Annotated in this window: 15 protein-coding genes; 14 read left to right on the forward strand and 1 reads right to left on the reverse strand. The window is 57.8% G+C overall.

Features of this window, described 5'->3' with window-relative positions:
• Positions 1-101: 101 nt before the first annotated feature.
• The 8 genes from rimP (at position 102) to B9Z37_RS12030 (ending at position 10,400) form a co-directional block, all read left to right on the forward strand.
• On the forward strand, positions 102-665 hold the full coding sequence (rimP, locus tag B9Z37_RS11995; protein ID WP_108313248.1) for a ribosome maturation factor RimP: 564 nt from the start codon (positions 102-104) through the stop codon (positions 663-665).
• A 71-nt stretch (positions 666-736) separates the two neighbouring features.
• The gene (gene nusA / locus B9Z37_RS12000) at positions 737-2,221 is read left to right on the forward strand and encodes a transcription termination factor NusA (protein WP_108313339.1); all 1,485 of its coding nucleotides are present in this window, start codon (positions 737-739) and stop codon (positions 2,219-2,221) included.
• A gap of 23 nt (positions 2,222-2,244) precedes the next feature.
• Positions 2,245-5,238, forward strand: coding sequence for a translation initiation factor IF-2 (gene infB, locus B9Z37_RS12005; RefSeq protein WP_108313249.1), 2,994 nt, complete (start codon positions 2,245-2,247; stop codon positions 5,236-5,238).
• Complete coding sequence (rbfA, locus tag B9Z37_RS12010; RefSeq protein WP_108286996.1) at positions 5,239-5,613, forward strand: 30S ribosome-binding factor RbfA; 375 nt, start codon at positions 5,239-5,241, stop codon at positions 5,611-5,613. It abuts the gene before it with no gap.
• 2 nt (positions 5,614-5,615) lie between these two features.
• Positions 5,616-6,596 carry a tRNA pseudouridine(55) synthase TruB gene (gene truB / locus B9Z37_RS12015; protein ID WP_108313250.1) on the forward strand — a complete coding sequence of 327 codons (981 nt, stop codon included), beginning with the start codon at positions 5,616-5,618 and terminating at the stop codon, positions 6,594-6,596.
• A gap of 13 nt (positions 6,597-6,609) precedes the next feature.
• Positions 6,610-8,427 (forward strand): translational GTPase TypA, encoded by a 1,818-nt coding sequence (gene typA, locus B9Z37_RS12020; protein WP_108313251.1) that lies wholly within the window; start codon positions 6,610-6,612, stop codon positions 8,425-8,427.
• A 13-nt stretch (positions 8,428-8,440) separates the two neighbouring features.
• Positions 8,441-9,325 carry a DMT family transporter gene (locus B9Z37_RS12025; RefSeq protein ID WP_108313252.1) on the forward strand — a complete coding sequence of 295 codons (885 nt, stop codon included), beginning with the start codon at positions 8,441-8,443 and terminating at the stop codon, positions 9,323-9,325.
• Entirely contained in the window at positions 9,318-10,400 is a 1,083-nt protein-coding gene (locus B9Z37_RS12030; RefSeq protein ID WP_108313253.1) for an enoyl-CoA hydratase/isomerase family protein, read from the forward strand. Before B9Z37_RS12025 ends, B9Z37_RS12030 begins: the two co-directional genes overlap by 8 nt.
• Before the next feature lie 98 nt (positions 10,401-10,498).
• Here the strand turns inward: B9Z37_RS12030 and smpB are convergent, their stop codons facing one another.
• On the reverse strand, positions 10,499-10,993 hold the full coding sequence (smpB, locus tag B9Z37_RS12035; RefSeq protein WP_108313254.1) for an SsrA-binding protein SmpB: 495 nt from the start codon (positions 10,991-10,993) through the stop codon (positions 10,499-10,501).
• A gap of 94 nt (positions 10,994-11,087) precedes the next feature.
• Between smpB and B9Z37_RS12040 the strand changes: the two genes are divergently transcribed.
• The 6 genes from B9Z37_RS12040 to B9Z37_RS12065 all read left to right on the forward strand — a co-directional run bounded on the left by B9Z37_RS12040 (position 11,088) and on the right by B9Z37_RS12065 (position 15,065).
• On the forward strand, positions 11,088-11,528 hold the full coding sequence (locus B9Z37_RS12040; protein ID WP_108313255.1) for a type II toxin-antitoxin system RatA family toxin: 441 nt from the start codon (positions 11,088-11,090) through the stop codon (positions 11,526-11,528).
• A complete protein-coding gene (locus tag B9Z37_RS12045; RefSeq protein ID WP_108313256.1) occupies positions 11,521-11,889 on the forward strand; it encodes an RnfH family protein in 369 nt (122 codons plus the stop codon). Before B9Z37_RS12040 ends, B9Z37_RS12045 begins: the two co-directional genes overlap by 8 nt.
• 8 nt (positions 11,890-11,897) lie before the next feature.
• Positions 11,898-12,806: a class I SAM-dependent methyltransferase gene (locus B9Z37_RS12050; protein WP_108313257.1), complete on the forward strand. Its 909-nt coding sequence runs from the start codon at positions 11,898-11,900 to the stop codon at positions 12,804-12,806.
• Positions 12,807-12,903: 97 nt separating this feature from the next.
• Entirely contained in the window at positions 12,904-14,373 is a 1,470-nt protein-coding gene (gene guaB / locus B9Z37_RS12055) for an IMP dehydrogenase (protein WP_108313258.1), read from the forward strand.
• An 81-nt stretch (positions 14,374-14,454) separates the two neighbouring features.
• Positions 14,455-14,721, forward strand: a complete 267-nt coding sequence (locus B9Z37_RS12060) for a nucleotidyltransferase family protein (protein ID WP_240606705.1) — start codon at positions 14,455-14,457, stop codon at positions 14,719-14,721.
• A complete protein-coding gene (locus B9Z37_RS12065; RefSeq protein WP_108313260.1) occupies positions 14,718-15,065 on the forward strand; it encodes a HepT-like ribonuclease domain-containing protein in 348 nt (115 codons plus the stop codon). The genes B9Z37_RS12060 and B9Z37_RS12065 overlap by 4 nt, the downstream gene beginning before the upstream one ends.
• The last annotated feature ends 6 nt before the right edge of the window (positions 15,066-15,071 follow it).

The following is a 15,071-nucleotide window of genomic DNA, read 5'->3' on the forward strand; positions in this document are numbered from 1 at the left end:
CGTTTTTCGGCTAGAATACTGGCTTCACGACCAAACGGGCGGGTTTTCACCGCCCGTTTTTTTTGGGTCTTTCTTTTTTAACGTTGATATTCCGAAGCTCTGTGGCATTGCAGCAAATTGTTCAAGAAACCGTGACTGGACTGGGTTATGACCTGGTTGAGATTGACCGCACTGCGGGCGGATTGTTGCGCATCACCATCGATTTTCCGTGGCAGCCGGGCTCTGAGCTCTTTATCAACGTGGAAGACTGCGAAAAAGTCAATCGGCAACTTCAGTTTGCCCTTGAAGTCGATGGCGTTGCGTACAACCGGCTTGAGGTGTCCTCTCCCGGAATTGATCGCCCCTTGCGACACGAAAAAGATTTCGAGCGTTTTGTCGGTGAGTTGATCGACATCACCCTCAAAGCGCCTATGGGCGAAAACGCTGTCGGTCTGGTCAGTGCCAGCCGCAAAAAATTTCGAGGCACTCTAGAGCGGACAGCTGCGGGTGACGGTTGGCAAATCGTCTGGAGCGATGAGCCTGTGGGCAAGCCAGGTCAACGAATCAGTAAAAAACGCATCCCAGCACCTTTGAATGCGCTGGGTTTCGCATTGGATGAATTGCGCGAGGCCCGTTTGGCGCCCGTGGTGGATTTCAAAGGGCGCAAGCCAAAGGTTGAAACCTGACCTGGGTGTCGGGTTTTGAGCATTTATATCGGGTCTGAACCGCAGACCCAGTGGAACAGGAGAGTCAAGTCATGAATCGCGAAATGTTGATGTTGGTCGAAGCCATCTCACGTGAAAAGAACGTTGAGCGCGACGTGGTGTTTGGTGCTGTGGAAGCCGCTCTGGCCCAAGCCACCAAGAAACTGTATGCCGGTGAAGTGGACATTCGTGTGTCGGTCGATCGTGACAACGGCAACTACGAAACTTTCCGCCGCTGGCATGTGGTCCCAGACGAAGCCGGTCTGCAATTGCCCGAACAGGAAATTTTGCTGTTTGAAGCCAAAGAGCAAATTCCGGACATCGAAGTCGACGAGTACATCGAAGAGCCGATCGAGTCTTTGCCCATTGGCCGTATCGGTGCCATGGCGGCCAAGCAGGTGATCTTGCAGAAAATCCGTGATGCCGAGCGTGAAATGTTGCTCAATGACTTCATGTCGCGTGGCGAAAAGATTTTTGTCGGCACCGTCAAGCGCATGGACAAGGGCGACATCATCTGTGAAGCTGGCCGCATTGAAGGCCGCCTGCGTCGCAGCGAAATGATCCCCAAGGAAAACCTGCGCAGTGGCGACCGCGTGCGCGCCATGATCATGGAAGTGGACCTGACCTTGCGCGGCGCGCCCATCTTGTTGTCGCGTTCAGCCCCTGAGTTCATGATTGAGCTCTTCCGCCAGGAAGTGCCCGAGATTGAGCAAGGCCTGTTGGAAATCAAAACCTGCGCCCGTGACCCCGGCTCCCGTGCCAAGATCGCTGTCTTGTCGCACGACAAGCGCGTGGACCCCATCGGCACCTGCGTCGGTGTGCGTGGCACCCGCGTCAACGCCGTGACCAATGAATTGGCTGGTGAGCGCGTCGACATCGTCTTGTGGAGCGAGGATCCCGCCCAGTTCGTGATCGGTGCCTTGGCTCCGGCCAACGTGCAATCCATCGTGGTGGACGAAGAAAAGCACGCCATGGACGTGGTGGTCGACGAAGAAAACCTCGCGATCGCGATTGGCCGTGGCGGTCAAAACGTGCGTTTGGCTTCTGACCTCACGGGCTGGAAGATCAACATCATGGATGCCGCCGAATCTGCCCAAAAGCAGGCCGAAGAAACCACAGGCATTCGCCAGTTGTTCATGGAAAAGCTCGATGTGGACCAGGAGATTGCAGACATCCTGATCGGCGAAGGCTTCACAAGCTTGGAAGAAGTGGCCTATGTGCCGATCCAGGAAATGCTGGAAATCGAAAGCTTCGACGAAGACACCATCAACGAGTTGCGCACACGTGCCAAAGATGCGTTGCTGACCCTCGAAATTGCACGCGAAGAGAGCGTTGAAGAAGTGTCGCAAGACCTCCGTGACCTGCCAGGCCTCACGCCTGAGCTGATTTCCAAGCTGGTTGAAGCGGGCATCCACACCCGTGACGATTTGGCTGACTTGGCCACCGACGAACTGACTGACATCACTGCTCAGACAGATGAAGAGGCGACCGCCCTGATCATGAAAGCCCGCGAACATTGGTTCGCTGGCCAGGCCTGAAGCTATGGAGGCTTGAACACAATATGTCCAGTACCACTGTTGCCGAGTTCGCGAACGAACTCAAAAAATCTGCCGATGTTTTGCTCGATCAATTGCGATCAGCGGGTGTCGCTAAAAGCGCGGTCAGCGATACGCTGAACGATGCTGACAAACAAAAGTTGCTCAGTTATTTGCAAGCCAGCCATGGCACCGTCGTGGCCGGGGATCGCAAGAAAATCACCTTGGTGAAAAAATCCACCAGTGAGATCAAACAAGCCGATGCCTCTGGCAAAGCCCGCACGATTCAGGTGGAAGTGCGTAAAAAACGCACATTGATCAAGCGTGACGACGAGCCAGTGCAAGAAGCTCAAGTCGAAGAGCTGCAAGAGCCCGTGATGGATCACGCTGATTTGGCGCGACGCGAAGAAGAAGCCCGACGTCAGGCAGAGCTGATCCGCCGCCAAGAAGAAGAGCTGGTTGAGAAGCGCCGTGTGCGCGAGGCGCAAGAAGCGCAACAGCGTTCTGAGCTGGAAGCACAGGAAGCGAAGGCCCGCGCTGAAGCCAAATCCTTGGCTGAAGCGGCTGCTTTGGCCGCTGGCCAAGCTGAGCCTGTCAAGCCATCGTTGAGCCGCGAAGAGCGTGAGCAGTTGGCTCGTGCTGAAGCGGCCAGCATCAATGCCGCATCGCAAGCCAAGACTGCGCCCGCTATGCCGGTGATTTCTGCTGAAAATGTGGCTGCAGCCAAGGCGGCTGAGTTGGCTGAGGCGGCTGCTGCCAAAGCCAAAGCAGACCAGGAAGCCCGTGAAGCGGCTGCACAAAAAGCGGCAGCCGATTCGAAAGCCAAAGCCGACGAAGACACCGCGCGTGCCGCCGATCTCGATGCACGTCGTCGCAAGGCCCTGGCTGAAGCCGAGGCCATCCGCACCATGATGAATGCACCTAAAAAGGTGTTGGTTGCGAAAAAAGAAGAGCCCAAAGTCGAGGCCAAAGCAGCGGTCAAAGGCACATTGCACAAACCTGCCGGTACGCCCGCACCCGGCGCTCGCGCTGCTGCAGCCCAAGCTGCTGCACCATCTGGCCCAGGTGGCAACAAAGAAGTTAAATCAGCCAAGCTTTCCTCCAGCTGGGCTGGAGACCCAGCCAAGAAGAAGGCCATTCCGACTCGCGGCGACACCAGTGGTGGTGTGGGCCGTAACAACTGGCGTACGGGGCCGCGTGGCCGTCGTGGAAATGACCGTGACCGTGATGAGTCTCAGACCCAATCGGCACCTGCCGAAGTGCGTGTGCTCGAAGTGCACGTGCCCGAAACCATCACCGTGGCTGAATTGGCTCACAAAATGGCCATCAAGGCTTCCGAGGTCATCAAACACTTGATGAAGCTCGGCCAGATGGCCACGATGAACCAGCCACTGGACCAGGACACCGCCATGATTGTGGTGGAAGAAATGGGCCACAAGGCCGTGATCGCCGCGTTGGACGATCCGGAAGCTTTCACCGACGATGAAGTGTCGGAACAACATGCTGAGTCTTTGCCGCGTGCTCCAGTGGTGACCGTCATGGGTCACGTTGACCACGGTAAAACATCTTTGCTTGACTACATTCGCCGAGCTAAAGTGGCTTCGGGCGAAGCGGGTGGTATCACGCAGCACATTGGTGCGTACCACGTTGAAACGCCTCGCGGCATGATTTCCTTTTTGGACACCCCGGGTCACGAGGCCTTCACGGCCATGCGTGCCCGTGGCGCACAAGCCACCGACATCGTTATCTTGGTGGTGGCGGGTGACGATGGCGTGATGCCCCAGACCAAAGAGGCGATCAAACACGCGAAAGCGGCAGGCGTGCCCATCGTGGTGGCCATCAACAAGATGGACAAACCCGATGCCAACATCGAACGCGTTCGCAGCGAGCTGATTTCCGAAGAAGTTGTGCCTGAAGAGTTCGGTGGCGATTCGCCATTCGTTTCTGTGTCGGCCAAAACCGGTATGGGTATTGACGATCTGTTGGAGCAAGTGCTTTTGCAAGCTGAAGTTTTGGAGCTCAAGGCCCCCGTCGCAGCTGCGGCCAAGGGTCTCGTGATCGAAGCTCGCCTTGACAAAGGCCGTGGTCCCGTGGCCACCATCTTGGTTCAGTCGGGTACTTTGAACACAGGTGATGTGGTGTTGGCAGGCCAGACCTTTGGTCGCGTTCGTGCCATGTTGGACGAGAACGGTGCCCCGATTAAGTCGGCGGGTCCATCGATCCCTGTTGAAATTCAGGGTCTGACCGAAGTGCCGCAAGCCGGTGACGAATTCATGGTCATGGGCGATGAACGCCGTGCCCGTGAAATCGCTACTTACCGCGCAGGCAAGTTCCGCAACACCAAACTCGCCAAGCAACAAGCTGCCAAGCTCGAAAACATGTTCACCGACATGTCTGCGGGCGAAGTCAAAATGCTGCCGATCATCATCAAAGCCGACGTGCAGGGCTCGCAAGAAGCGCTGGGTGCTTCCTTGCTCAAACTGTCGACCGAAGAGGTCAAAGTTCAGTTGGTTTATTCCGGCGTGGGTGGCATCAGTGAATCCGACGTCAACTTGGCGATCGCTTCCAAAGCCATCGTGATCGGCTTCAACGTGCGTGCCGATGCCGGTGCGCGCAAATTGGCCGAAGGCAATGGCGTTGATCTTCATTACTACAACATCATTTATGACGCTGTGGATGAACTCAAGGCCGCGATGTCGGGCATGTTGGCGCCAGAACAACGCGAAGAAATCATGGGTATGGCCGAAATTCGGACTGTGTTCGTGGCTTCCAAGATCGGTACGGTTGCGGGTTGTATGGTCACTTCGGGTCAAGTTACCCGCAACGCCAAGTTCCGCCTGTTGCGCGACAACGTGGTCATCTACACCGGCGAACTCGACTCGCTCAAGCGCCTCAAGGACGATGTGCGCGAAGTCAAAGAAGGCTTCGAGTGCGGTATCAAGCTCAAGAACTACAACGACATCAAAGAAGGCGATCAACTCGAATTCTTCGATGTCAAGGAAATTGCGAGAACGCTGTAAATGGCGCGTAAGAAGCAATCGTCCGTCCCGAATCGCGGTTTCCGCGTGGCCGATCAGATCCAACGCGATCTGGCCGAATTGATCGCGCGCGAGTTGAAAGACCCGCGAGTGGGCATGGTCACGATCAACGCGATTGAGGTCACGCCCGATTACGCCCATGCCAAGGTTTATTTCAGTGTCTTGACGGGCAATCCTGAAGAAGCCACCGAAGGCCTGAATGCTGCGGCGGGTTTTTTACGCAATGGCCTGTTCAAGCGTTTGCATATCCACACCGTGCCGACGTTGCACTTCTTGTTTGACCGCACCACCGAGCGCGCTTCTGACATGAATGCTTTGATCGCCAAGGCGGTGTCGTCTCGTGCCCAGGAGGACTGAGCATGAACGCGCCACGCACCAGGGTGCAGCGGCGCCCTGTGCACGGGGTGCTCCTGCTTGACAAACCGCTGGGTCTTTCCAGCAACCAGGCTTTGCAAAAGGCCAAGTGGTTGTTGCGGGCTGAGAAAGCCGGTCACACAGGGACCTTAGACCCCTTGGCCAGCGGTGTATTGCCTTTGTGTTTTGGTGCTGCCACCAAGTTCAGCCAGCAGCATCTGGATGCCGATAAGACTTACGAGACCACGGTCAGGTTGGGATTGAAAACCAGCACGGCCGATGCCGAAGGTGATGTGATCGAAACGCGCGAGGTGCGTTGCACCCCGGGCCAGGTGGTGGCGGTGTTGGATCGGTTCATGGGACCGATCAGCCAAGTACCGCCCATGCACAGTGCCTTGAAAAAAGACGGCAAGGCTTTGTACGAATACGCCAGAGAGGGCGAAACCGTTGAGCGGGAAGCGCGCAACGTGGTGATTCATGACCTGGATCTGCTGGACATGCAACTGCAAGGCGATGTGCCTTTTTTGCGTTTGCGTGTGCGTTGCAGCAAAGGGACCTACATCCGGACGCTGGGCGAAGACATCGCTGAGGCACTGGGTTGTGGCGGCCACTTGAGCGCCTTGCGCCGTGTGGTGACAGGGCCTTTTGATGCGTCACAGTGCGTGACACTGCAGGCTTTGGAAGCCATGGATGAAGCCGAGCGCCTTGGTGCTCTGCGACCTGTCGATGTTTTGTTACCAGGCTACACCGAGGTGAACCTGGACAGTGACAACGCTGGGCGGTTTTTGAGTGGGGTGCGTCGACGCGGCCCTTGGGTTGATTGTGATCAAGTCGTGGTGTATGGAGACCATCCTCGTGCCTTGCTGGGAACAGCACATGTGCATGGCGGCGAATTGATTCCGGGTCGATTGTTGAGCCCGATCGAAATTCAACAGATTTTGGAAAAATCACCTGTCAACGCGCCTTTGCTGGCCGAGCAGGTTTAAAGGAAGAGAAAGCATGAGCAAGCAAATTCGCAACATCGCCATCATCGCGCACGTTGACCACGGTAAAACCACCATGGTCGACCAACTGCTGCGTCAGTCGGGTACCTTCGCTGACCACGAAAAAGTGGTCGACACCGTGATGGACAACAATGCCATCGAACGTGAGCGCGGCATCACCATCTTGGCCAAAAACTGCGCCGTGAGCTGGGAAGGCACCCACATCAACATCGTCGACACCCCCGGTCACGCGGACTTCGGCGGAGAAGTGGAACGCGCCTTGTCCATGGTTGACGGCGTGGTGCTGTTGATCGATGCGCAAGAAGGCCCCATGCCTCAAACCCGTTTTGTGACCAAAAAGGCCTTGGCCTTGGGCCTCAAGCCCATCGTGGTGGTGAACAAGGTGGACAAGCCCGGTGCCAACCCCGACAAAGTGGTTAACGCCGCTTTCGACCTGTTTGACAAACTCGGTGCGAACGACGAGCAACTCGACTTCCCTGTGGTGTACGCATCCGGTATCAACGGCTGGACATCTTTGGAAGAGGGCGCTCCTGGTGAGCAGTGGGGTCCCGACATGTCGGCCCTGTTCAACACCGTGCTCAAGCACGTCAAACCCAACGCAGGTGACCCCGCAGCGCCTTTGCAGTTGCAAATTTCCGCTCTCGACTTCTCGACTTTCGTGGGCCGTATCGGTGTGGGCCGAATCAGCCAAGGTACCGTCAAACCCAACATGGACGTGGTCGTGATGGAAGGCGCAGACGGCTCGAGCATCAAAGGCCGTGTCAACCAAGTGCTGACTTTCCAGGGCCTGGACCGTGTGCAAGTGACCGAAGCCGGTCCTGGCGACATCGTCTTGATCAACGGCATTGCTGACCTGAACATTGGCGTGACCGTGACCGACCCGACCAACCCCGCACCGCTGCCCATGCTCAAAGTGGACGAGCCCACGCTGACCATGAACTTCTGCGTGAACACCTCGCCTTTGGCCGGTCGTGAAGGCAAGTTTGTGACCAGCCGTCAGATTTGGGACCGCTTGCAAAAAGAACTGCAACACAACGTGGCTTTGCGCGTCAAAGAAACCGACGAAGATGGTATTTTTGAAGTCGCTGGCCGTGGTGAATTGCACCTGACCATCTTGCTGGAAAACATGCGCCGCGAAGGCTATGAGCTGGCAGTGTCCAAGCCACGTGTGCTGTACCGCGACATCAACGGTGAGCGCCACGAGCCTATCGAGCTGGTGACGGCCGACATCGAAGAAAACCACCAAGGTGGCGTGATGCAAGCTCTGGGCGAGCGCAAGGGCGAGCTGGTCAACATGGAACCCGATGGCCGTGGTCGTGTCCGTCTGGAATACCGTATTCCTGCCCGTGGCCTGATCGGTTTCACCAATGAATTCCTGAACTTGACCCGTGGTTCCGGCCTGATCTCCAACATCTTTGACGGCTATGAGCCACACAAAGGTGAAATCGGCGGCCGTAAGAATGGCGTGCTGATTTCCATGGACGACGGTGAAATCTTCACCTACGCCCTGGGCAAGCTGGACGACCGTGGCCGCATGTTCGTCAAGGCGAACGATCCGGTGTACGAAGGCATGATTGTGGGTATCCACAGCCGTGACAACGATCTGGTGGTGAACGCCACGCGCACCAAGCAGCTGACCAACTTCCGCGTGTCCGGCAAAGAAGACGCGATCAAGATCACGCCCCCGATTGACCTGACCCTGGAATACGGCGTCGAGTTCATTGAGGACGACGAATTGGTCGAAATCACGCCCAAGAGCGTGCGTCTGCGCAAGCGTTTCCTGAAGGAAAGCGACCGCAAGCGCAACAAGTGATCGGTTGACGATCATGCGTTTAACGCACGGCCTCGCCGTCTGGACCATGGTGGGCTGCACCGCCCTGTGGTCCATGGCCGGGGTGGTGACGCGACACCTGGAGCAAGCGCGCAGCTTTGAAGTGACCTTCTGGCGCAGCTTCTTCACTGTGGCGTCCTTGCTGGTCATCTTGCCTTTGTGGCAAGGCCGAAGTGTTTGGTCACGGCTGCCTCTGCGCAGCCGTTACTTTTGGTACTCAGGTATTTGCTGGAGCGTCATGTTCACCGCCTTCATGGTGGCGCTCACCTTGACAGCGGTGGCCAATGTGTTGATCACCATGGCTGTGGGGCCGTTGCTCACCGCTTTGATCACCCGAGTGTTTTTGGGGCACCGTTTGCCTGCCCGCACTTGGGTAGCCATTGCGCTGGCTGGCATTGGCATTGCCTGGATGTACGGCTCACAACTGAGCTTGGGCGATCCCAACTTCTTGATCGGTTCTTTGGTGGCCTTGTGTGTCCCGATTGCAGGCTCTGTGCAGTGGACGTTGACGCAAAAAAGCCAAAGCGAGGGGCAAAGCCTCGATCTGGTGCCCAGCGTCATGCTGGGTGCGCTCATGTCGACTTTGCTGACTTTACCTATGTCCATGCCGTTTCAGGCTTCGGCGCATGATGTCGGTTTACTGGCTCTGCTGGGCTTGTTTCAGTTGGCCATACCGTGCGCCTTGTCAGTGGTCTGCGCCCGTGTGCTCAAGGCCCCTGAAGTGGCCTTGCTGGCCTTGCTCGAAATCGTATTTGGCATCGCTTTGGCTTGGTGGGGCGCGAACGAAGCGCCTCAGCTGAGCGTGCTTTTTGGGGGGGCCCTGGTCTTGGGTGCCTTGCTTCTCAATGAATGGTTAGGCTGGAGTCAAAACAATGTCTGATGTCATTGCACAAATTGAAGGCCGTATTGGCTGCATCACTCTGAACCGACCTAAGGCGCTGAATGCCTTGTCGCTGGACATGGTTCGTTCTTTGACCCAAGCGCTTTTGGCCTGGCAGGATGATCCGCAAGTGTTGGCCGTGGCCGTGCGCGGCACAGGCAAAGAAGGTCCGTTTGGCGCATTTTGCGCAGGCGGAGACATCCGCTTTTTCCATCAGGCCGCACATGCGGGTGACGCATCGCTGGGGGACTTTTTCACCGAAGAGTACCGTCTCAACCACCTGATTCACACTTACAGCAAGCCTTACATCGCCTTCATGGACGGCATCGTCATGGGCGGCGGCATGGGCATCAGCCAAGGCGCCAGTGTGCGCGTGGTGACCGAGCGCACTAAGATGGCCATGCCCGAAACCAACATCGGCCTGTTTCCAGATGTGGGTGGTGGTTACTTTCTCAGCCGTTGCCCGGGCCGCCTGGGCGAATACCTGGGCCTGACAGGGCAGATGCTGAATGGTGCACAGGCGGTGGCCGCCAAGTTGGCCGACATCGCACTGCCCAGCGGCATGCTGGAGCCCATCTGGCAAACCTTGATCAGCAGCCCGTTTGAAAACGCAGAGTCGGTGGAGCGCTGGGTGTTGGCCCAAGCCGGCGCCATGGCGCCAGAAAAGCTGATACCTCAACCCCAAATAGACGAAGTGTTTGGTTTGCCCAGCATTGCGCAGATGTTGCAAAAGCTGGAATTTGCCTCTGACGAGTGGAGCCAGAAAACGGCCCACGCCTTGCGCCACCGTTCGCCCTTGATGCTGCATGTGGTGCTGGAGCAAATCCGCCGAGCCCGCCAAATGAGCTTGGCCGACGACCTGCGCATGGAGCGCGACATGGTGCACCATTGTTTCCACCTGCGCGCCGTCGGCGACAGTGACACCGTGGAAGGCATTCGGGCGCTGGCAGTCGACAAGGACCACAGCCCGAACTGGAAGCCTGCGCGTGTCGAAGAAGTGGATGCGGCCGAAGCTGCACGTTTCTTTGCGAGTCCTTGGCCTTCGGATCACCACCCCTTGCGCGATTTAAGCTGACTTTGTAGGTCGGTGGCTTTAGCCCCGACACAACGGACTCATAAAACATGTCGGGTCTGAAGCCGCCGACCTGCCAACCGAACCCTGAGGGCTGATGCTCAGCGGTCCCGGTGGCGGCTCTTCATGGCGCGTTCCACTTCGCGCTTGCCTTCGCGGTCCTTGATGGTGTCGCGCTTGTCGTGTTCGGCCTTGCCTTTGGCCAGTGCAATGTCGCACTTCACCTTGCCCGCTTTCCAGTGCAAATTGATCGGCACCAGGGTGTAGCCCTTTTGCTCGATCTTGCCGATCAGCCGCTTGATCTCTTCTTTGTTGAGCAGCAGCTTGCGCGTGCGTGCGGCTTCGGGGTTGATGTGGGTGGAGGCGGTTTTGAGCGGGTTGATCAGGCAGCCAATGATGAACAGCTCGCCATTGCGGATCACCACATAACCGTCGGTCAGTTGCACCTTGCCTTCGCGGATGGCCTTGACTTCCCAGCCTTCCAGCACCATGCCTGCTTCATAGCGTTCTTCGAAAAAATAGTCGAAGGCGGCCTTTTTGTTCTCGGCGATCTTGGCAAAAACGGGGGCAGCTGGTGATTTTTTGGTGGTGGCCATGGTGAGCAGATAAGGACGGGCAGGCCGTTCGCAAGAGTGTGCAGCCCGGCGATCAGCCAACAGGCAGATCGAAAAACTACAATCGGTGCATTGTATGAAGAATATCCATAAGTCTGTTCTCATCTGGTACGCCCCAGAGGAAATGTTTCGCCTGGTCACCGACGTGGCCCGTTACCCTGAGTTTTTGCCTTGGTGCGACCGCGCGAATGTGCTCGAAACTGATGCCCAAGGCATGTTGGCCGAAGTGGGCATCAGTCTGGGCGGCATCCAACAAACCTTCACCACCCGCAACACGCACGAAGAAGGGCGCTCGGTCGGCATGAGCTTGGTCAAAGGCCCGTTTTCCAACCTGAGCGGCATGTGGCGTTTTACCCCGGTGGGTGATGGCACGCAGCGTGCCTGCAAGGTCGAGCTGGACTTGCAGTACGGTTTTTCCAGCAAGACCTTGGCCACGCTGGTGGGCCCTGTGTTCGACAAGATCGCGGCCAGCCTCGTGGATGCCTTTGTGAAGCGCGCCGAAACGGTCTATGGCTGAGCCGACATGTCAGGTCACGCTGTGCTGGAGCCTCGCGCCCAGACATGTGCAGGAAATGAGCCTGCAAGTGCCTGAGGACAGCACCGTGGAGGCCGTGCTCGATCTGTGCGTGGCCCAGTGGCTGCAAAGCCAGGGTTCAGCCGATGCCGCATCCCTGTCATCGCTCAAATTTCAGCAGCCCGGCATTTGGGGGCACAAAGTCGCCTGGGGGCACCGTGTGCAGGCGGGCGATCGCATTGAGCTGTACCGCCCCCTCAAAGTCGATCCCAAAGTGGCACGGCGCCAGCGCTTCAAGCGCCAGGGCAAGGGCCGCACGGGCCTGTTTGCCAACCGCAAGAGCGGCTCTGCAGCCGGTTACTGAAAGCCCCCATGCAAGCCCTTTTGAACGCCATTGCCCAGATGCACAACACGGCCGATGCGCACCGGGTGTTCCACGGGCGCGGTGGTGTCTACCCCGGCTGCGAGCACTGGACGCTCGACTGGTTTGCCCCTGTGTGGGTTCTGACCAGCTTCAAATCGGTGACCGAGGAAGAGCTGGCCCTTTGCCAAAGCGCACTGCAGGCCCGCTGGGACACATTGGCCCCGGGTGAACCGCTGAACTGGGTGTTCCAGTGCCGTGCCCAAGGCGAAGCCGAAACGCGCCTGATGGCGGGCAGCGTCCCCGAGCCGCATGTGGTGACCGAGCAAGGGGCGCGTTACATCGTGCATGTGATGCGCGGGCAAAACCATGGCTTGTTTCTGGACATGGCCAATGGGCGCGAGTGGCTCAAAGCCCATTCAAAGCACGAGAACATCCTGAACCTGTTTGCCTACACCTGCGCTTTTTCGGTAGCGGCCTTGCAGGGCGGGGCTGCGCAGGTGGTGAACCTGGACATGAGTCAGGCCGCGCTGGCAGTGGGGCAGCAAAACCACCGCCTGAACGATCTGCCTGCCAAAGCCCGGTTTTTGGGGCACGACGTCTTCAAAACCTGGGGCAAGATCACCAAGATGGGGCCTTATGGCGTGATCGTGATTGATCCGCCCAGCTACCAAAAAGGCAGTTTCATCGCGACCAAGGACTACATCAAGTTGATCCGCCGACTGCCCGATTTGCTGGAACCGCAAGGGCATGTGCTGTTGTGCCTGAACGCGCCGGAGCTGGACACGCAGTTTTTGCACCAACAAGTGGCCGAGGCCGCCCCTGCCTTGCGTTTTGTTGAGCGCTTGGCCAATCCAGCAGCATTTGTCGATATCGACCCGGAAAAGTCTCTCAAAGTGCTGCATTACCAAAACGCCTGAGGCTTGGCCTGGGTGTTTCGCTGCGCCATTTTTGGTGTGTAGGGCGGGAAATCCCTCGGTCTGCGCGGGTACAATCCATTTTTTGGAGCCTTAGCTTATGCGCCTACTCGGTAAAGCCCTTACTTTTGACGACGTTCTCCTCGTCCCTGCCTACTCCCAAGTCCTGCCCAAGGACACGTCGCTCGCGACGCAATTCACCCGAAACATCCGCTTGAACTTGCCCCTGGTGTCTGCCGCCATGGACACCGTGACCGAAGCGCGTTTGGCCATTGCCATCGCGCAAGAAGGTGGCATCGGCATCGTGCACAAAAACCTGACGGCGCAAGAGCAGGCCGCGCAAGTGGCCAAGGTCAAGCGCTACGAATCCGGCGTGCTGCGCGACCCGGTCGTCATCACCCCCGACACCACCGTGCGCCAGGTCATGGCCCTCTCCGACGAGCTGGGCGTGTCGGGCTTTCCGGTCTGCGATGGCCGCCAAGTGGTCGGCATCGTCACTGGCCGTGACCTGCGTTTTGAAACCCGCTATGACCAAAAGGTCAGCGAGATCATGACGCCGCGTGAGCGTTTGATCACCGTGCCCGAAGGCACCACGCCCGAGCAAGCCAAACACCTGCTCAACAAACACAAACTCGAACGCCTGCTGGTGGTCAACGACGCCTTTGAACTCAAGGGCCTGATCACTGTCAAAGACATCACCAAACAGCTGAACTTCCCCAACGCCGCACGCGACGCCGCTGGCAAGCTGCGCGTGGGCGCTGCCGTCGGCGTGGGCGAGGGCACCGAAGAGCGCGTGGAGGCACTTTCTCGCGCAGGGGTTGACGCCATCGTGGTGGACACCGCGCACGGCCACAGCAAAGGCGTGCTCGACCGCGTGCGCTGGGTCAAACAAAACTACCCGCACATCGAAGTCATCGGCGGCAACATCGCCACGGGCGCAGCCGCTTTGGCCTTGGTTGAGGCGGGCGCGGACGGCGTCAAGGTCGGCATCGGCCCCGGCTCGATTTGCACCACCCGCATCGTGGCGGGTGTGGGGGTGCCGCAAATCATGGCGGTGGACAGCGTGGCCACGGCCCTCAAAGGCACAGGCGTGCCCCTGATCGCTGACGGCGGCATTCGCTACAGCGGCGACATTGCCAAAGCCATTGCCGCAGGTGCGGGCACCGTGATGATGGGCGGCATGTTTGCGGGCACCGAAGAAGCGCCCGGCGAAATCGTGTTGTTCCAGGGCCGCAGCTACAAGAGCTACCGCGGCATGGGCTCCATTGGTGCAATGCAGCAAGGCAGTGCAGACCGCTATTTCCAGGAGTCGAGCACCGGCAACCCCAACGCCGACAAACTGGTGCCCGAAGGCATCGAAGGCCGCGTGCCCTACAAAGGCTCGGTCGTCTCCATCATTTACCAAATGGCCGGTGGCTTGCGCGCCAGCATGGGCTACTGCGGTTGCGCCACCATCGAGGCCATGCACAACGAATCGCAGTTTGTGGAAATCACCGCAGCGGGCATCCGCGAAAGCCATGTGCACGACGTGCAGATCACCAAGGAAGCCCCAAACTACCGCGCTGATTGATGCTTGCCCCTATTTCGTGCTTTGCGTCAGAATTGTGAGCCTTGAAGGGAACTTACCATGTTGCTTGACCAACTTCGCCAGATGAACACCAGCCTGAACAGCATTGCTGCGCAGTTTGGGGCGTCTCGTCTGCGCGTGTTCGGTTCTGTGGCTCGTGGTGAAGAGACTTCTGACAGCGATGTGGATTTTTTAGTCGAATTTCCGCGCGGATACGACTTGTTCACCCAGCGCATGCCATTGGCGCAAGGGTTGGGTGACCTGTTGAATCGCAGGGTGGATCTTGTGCCTGAGCATGAACTGAACCCGCACATCAAAGCGCAAGTCCTTGCTGAAGCGGTCGCGCTATGAGCAAGTCGTGGCAGACTTATGCACTCCACATATTGGATGTTGCTGCAAAAATAGCACGCATTCAGGCTCGTGGGGATTTGACGCAAGACGAAGTGCTTTATGACGCAGCACTTCGGAATTTGCAGACGCTTTCCGAGGCCACCCAAATGCTTCCCGATGACCTGAAGGCGCAGTTCCCCGCCATTCCTTGGCGAGAAATCAGCGGTTTTCGCAACATCCTCGTGCACAACTACCTCGGCGACATAGATGCACTGACTGTTCGGTCTGTGATCGATCGTCATTTGGCTTCTTTGATCGACTGTGTGCAAACCCTGCTTGCAGCCGACGCCTCCTCTAACAATTAACGCGCT

Origin of the sequence: Limnohabitans parvus II-B4 (genome assembly GCF_003063455.1) — a bacterium.
Taxonomy (GTDB): domain Bacteria; phylum Pseudomonadota; class Gammaproteobacteria; order Burkholderiales; family Burkholderiaceae_C; genus Limnohabitans_A; species Limnohabitans_A parvus.

What these genes read in the sequence shown, in the direction of transcription:
- nusA (WP_108313339.1), top strand. Translation starts at nt 737, where the DNA reads ATGAATCGCGAAATGTTGATGTTGGTCGAAGCCATCTCACGTGAAAAG.
- infB (WP_108313249.1), top strand. Translation starts at nt 2,245, where the DNA reads ATGTCCAGTACCACTGTTGCCGAGTTCGCGAACGAACTCAAAAAATCT.
- rbfA (WP_108286996.1), top strand. Translation starts at nt 5,239, where the DNA reads ATGGCGCGTAAGAAGCAATCGTCCGTCCCGAATCGCGGTTTCCGCGTG.
- truB (WP_108313250.1), top strand. Translation starts at nt 5,616, where the DNA reads ATGAACGCGCCACGCACCAGGGTGCAGCGGCGCCCTGTGCACGGGGTG.
- typA (WP_108313251.1), top strand. Translation starts at nt 6,610, where the DNA reads ATGAGCAAGCAAATTCGCAACATCGCCATCATCGCGCACGTTGACCAC.
- B9Z37_RS12025 (WP_108313252.1), top strand. Translation starts at nt 8,441, where the DNA reads ATGCGTTTAACGCACGGCCTCGCCGTCTGGACCATGGTGGGCTGCACC.
- B9Z37_RS12030 (WP_108313253.1), top strand. Translation starts at nt 9,318, where the DNA reads ATGTCTGATGTCATTGCACAAATTGAAGGCCGTATTGGCTGCATCACT.
- smpB (WP_108313254.1), bottom strand. Translation starts at nt 10,993, where the DNA reads ATGGCCACCACCAAAAAATCACCAGCTGCCCCCGTTTTTGCCAAGATC.
- B9Z37_RS12040 (WP_108313255.1), top strand. Translation starts at nt 11,088, where the DNA reads ATGAAGAATATCCATAAGTCTGTTCTCATCTGGTACGCCCCAGAGGAA.
- B9Z37_RS12045 (WP_108313256.1), top strand. Translation starts at nt 11,521, where the DNA reads ATGGCTGAGCCGACATGTCAGGTCACGCTGTGCTGGAGCCTCGCGCCC.
- B9Z37_RS12050 (WP_108313257.1), top strand. Translation starts at nt 11,898, where the DNA reads ATGCAAGCCCTTTTGAACGCCATTGCCCAGATGCACAACACGGCCGAT.
- guaB (WP_108313258.1), top strand. Translation starts at nt 12,904, where the DNA reads ATGCGCCTACTCGGTAAAGCCCTTACTTTTGACGACGTTCTCCTCGTC.
- B9Z37_RS12060 (WP_240606705.1), top strand. Translation starts at nt 14,455, where the DNA reads ATGAACACCAGCCTGAACAGCATTGCTGCGCAGTTTGGGGCGTCTCGT.
- B9Z37_RS12065 (WP_108313260.1), top strand. Translation starts at nt 14,718, where the DNA reads ATGAGCAAGTCGTGGCAGACTTATGCACTCCACATATTGGATGTTGCT.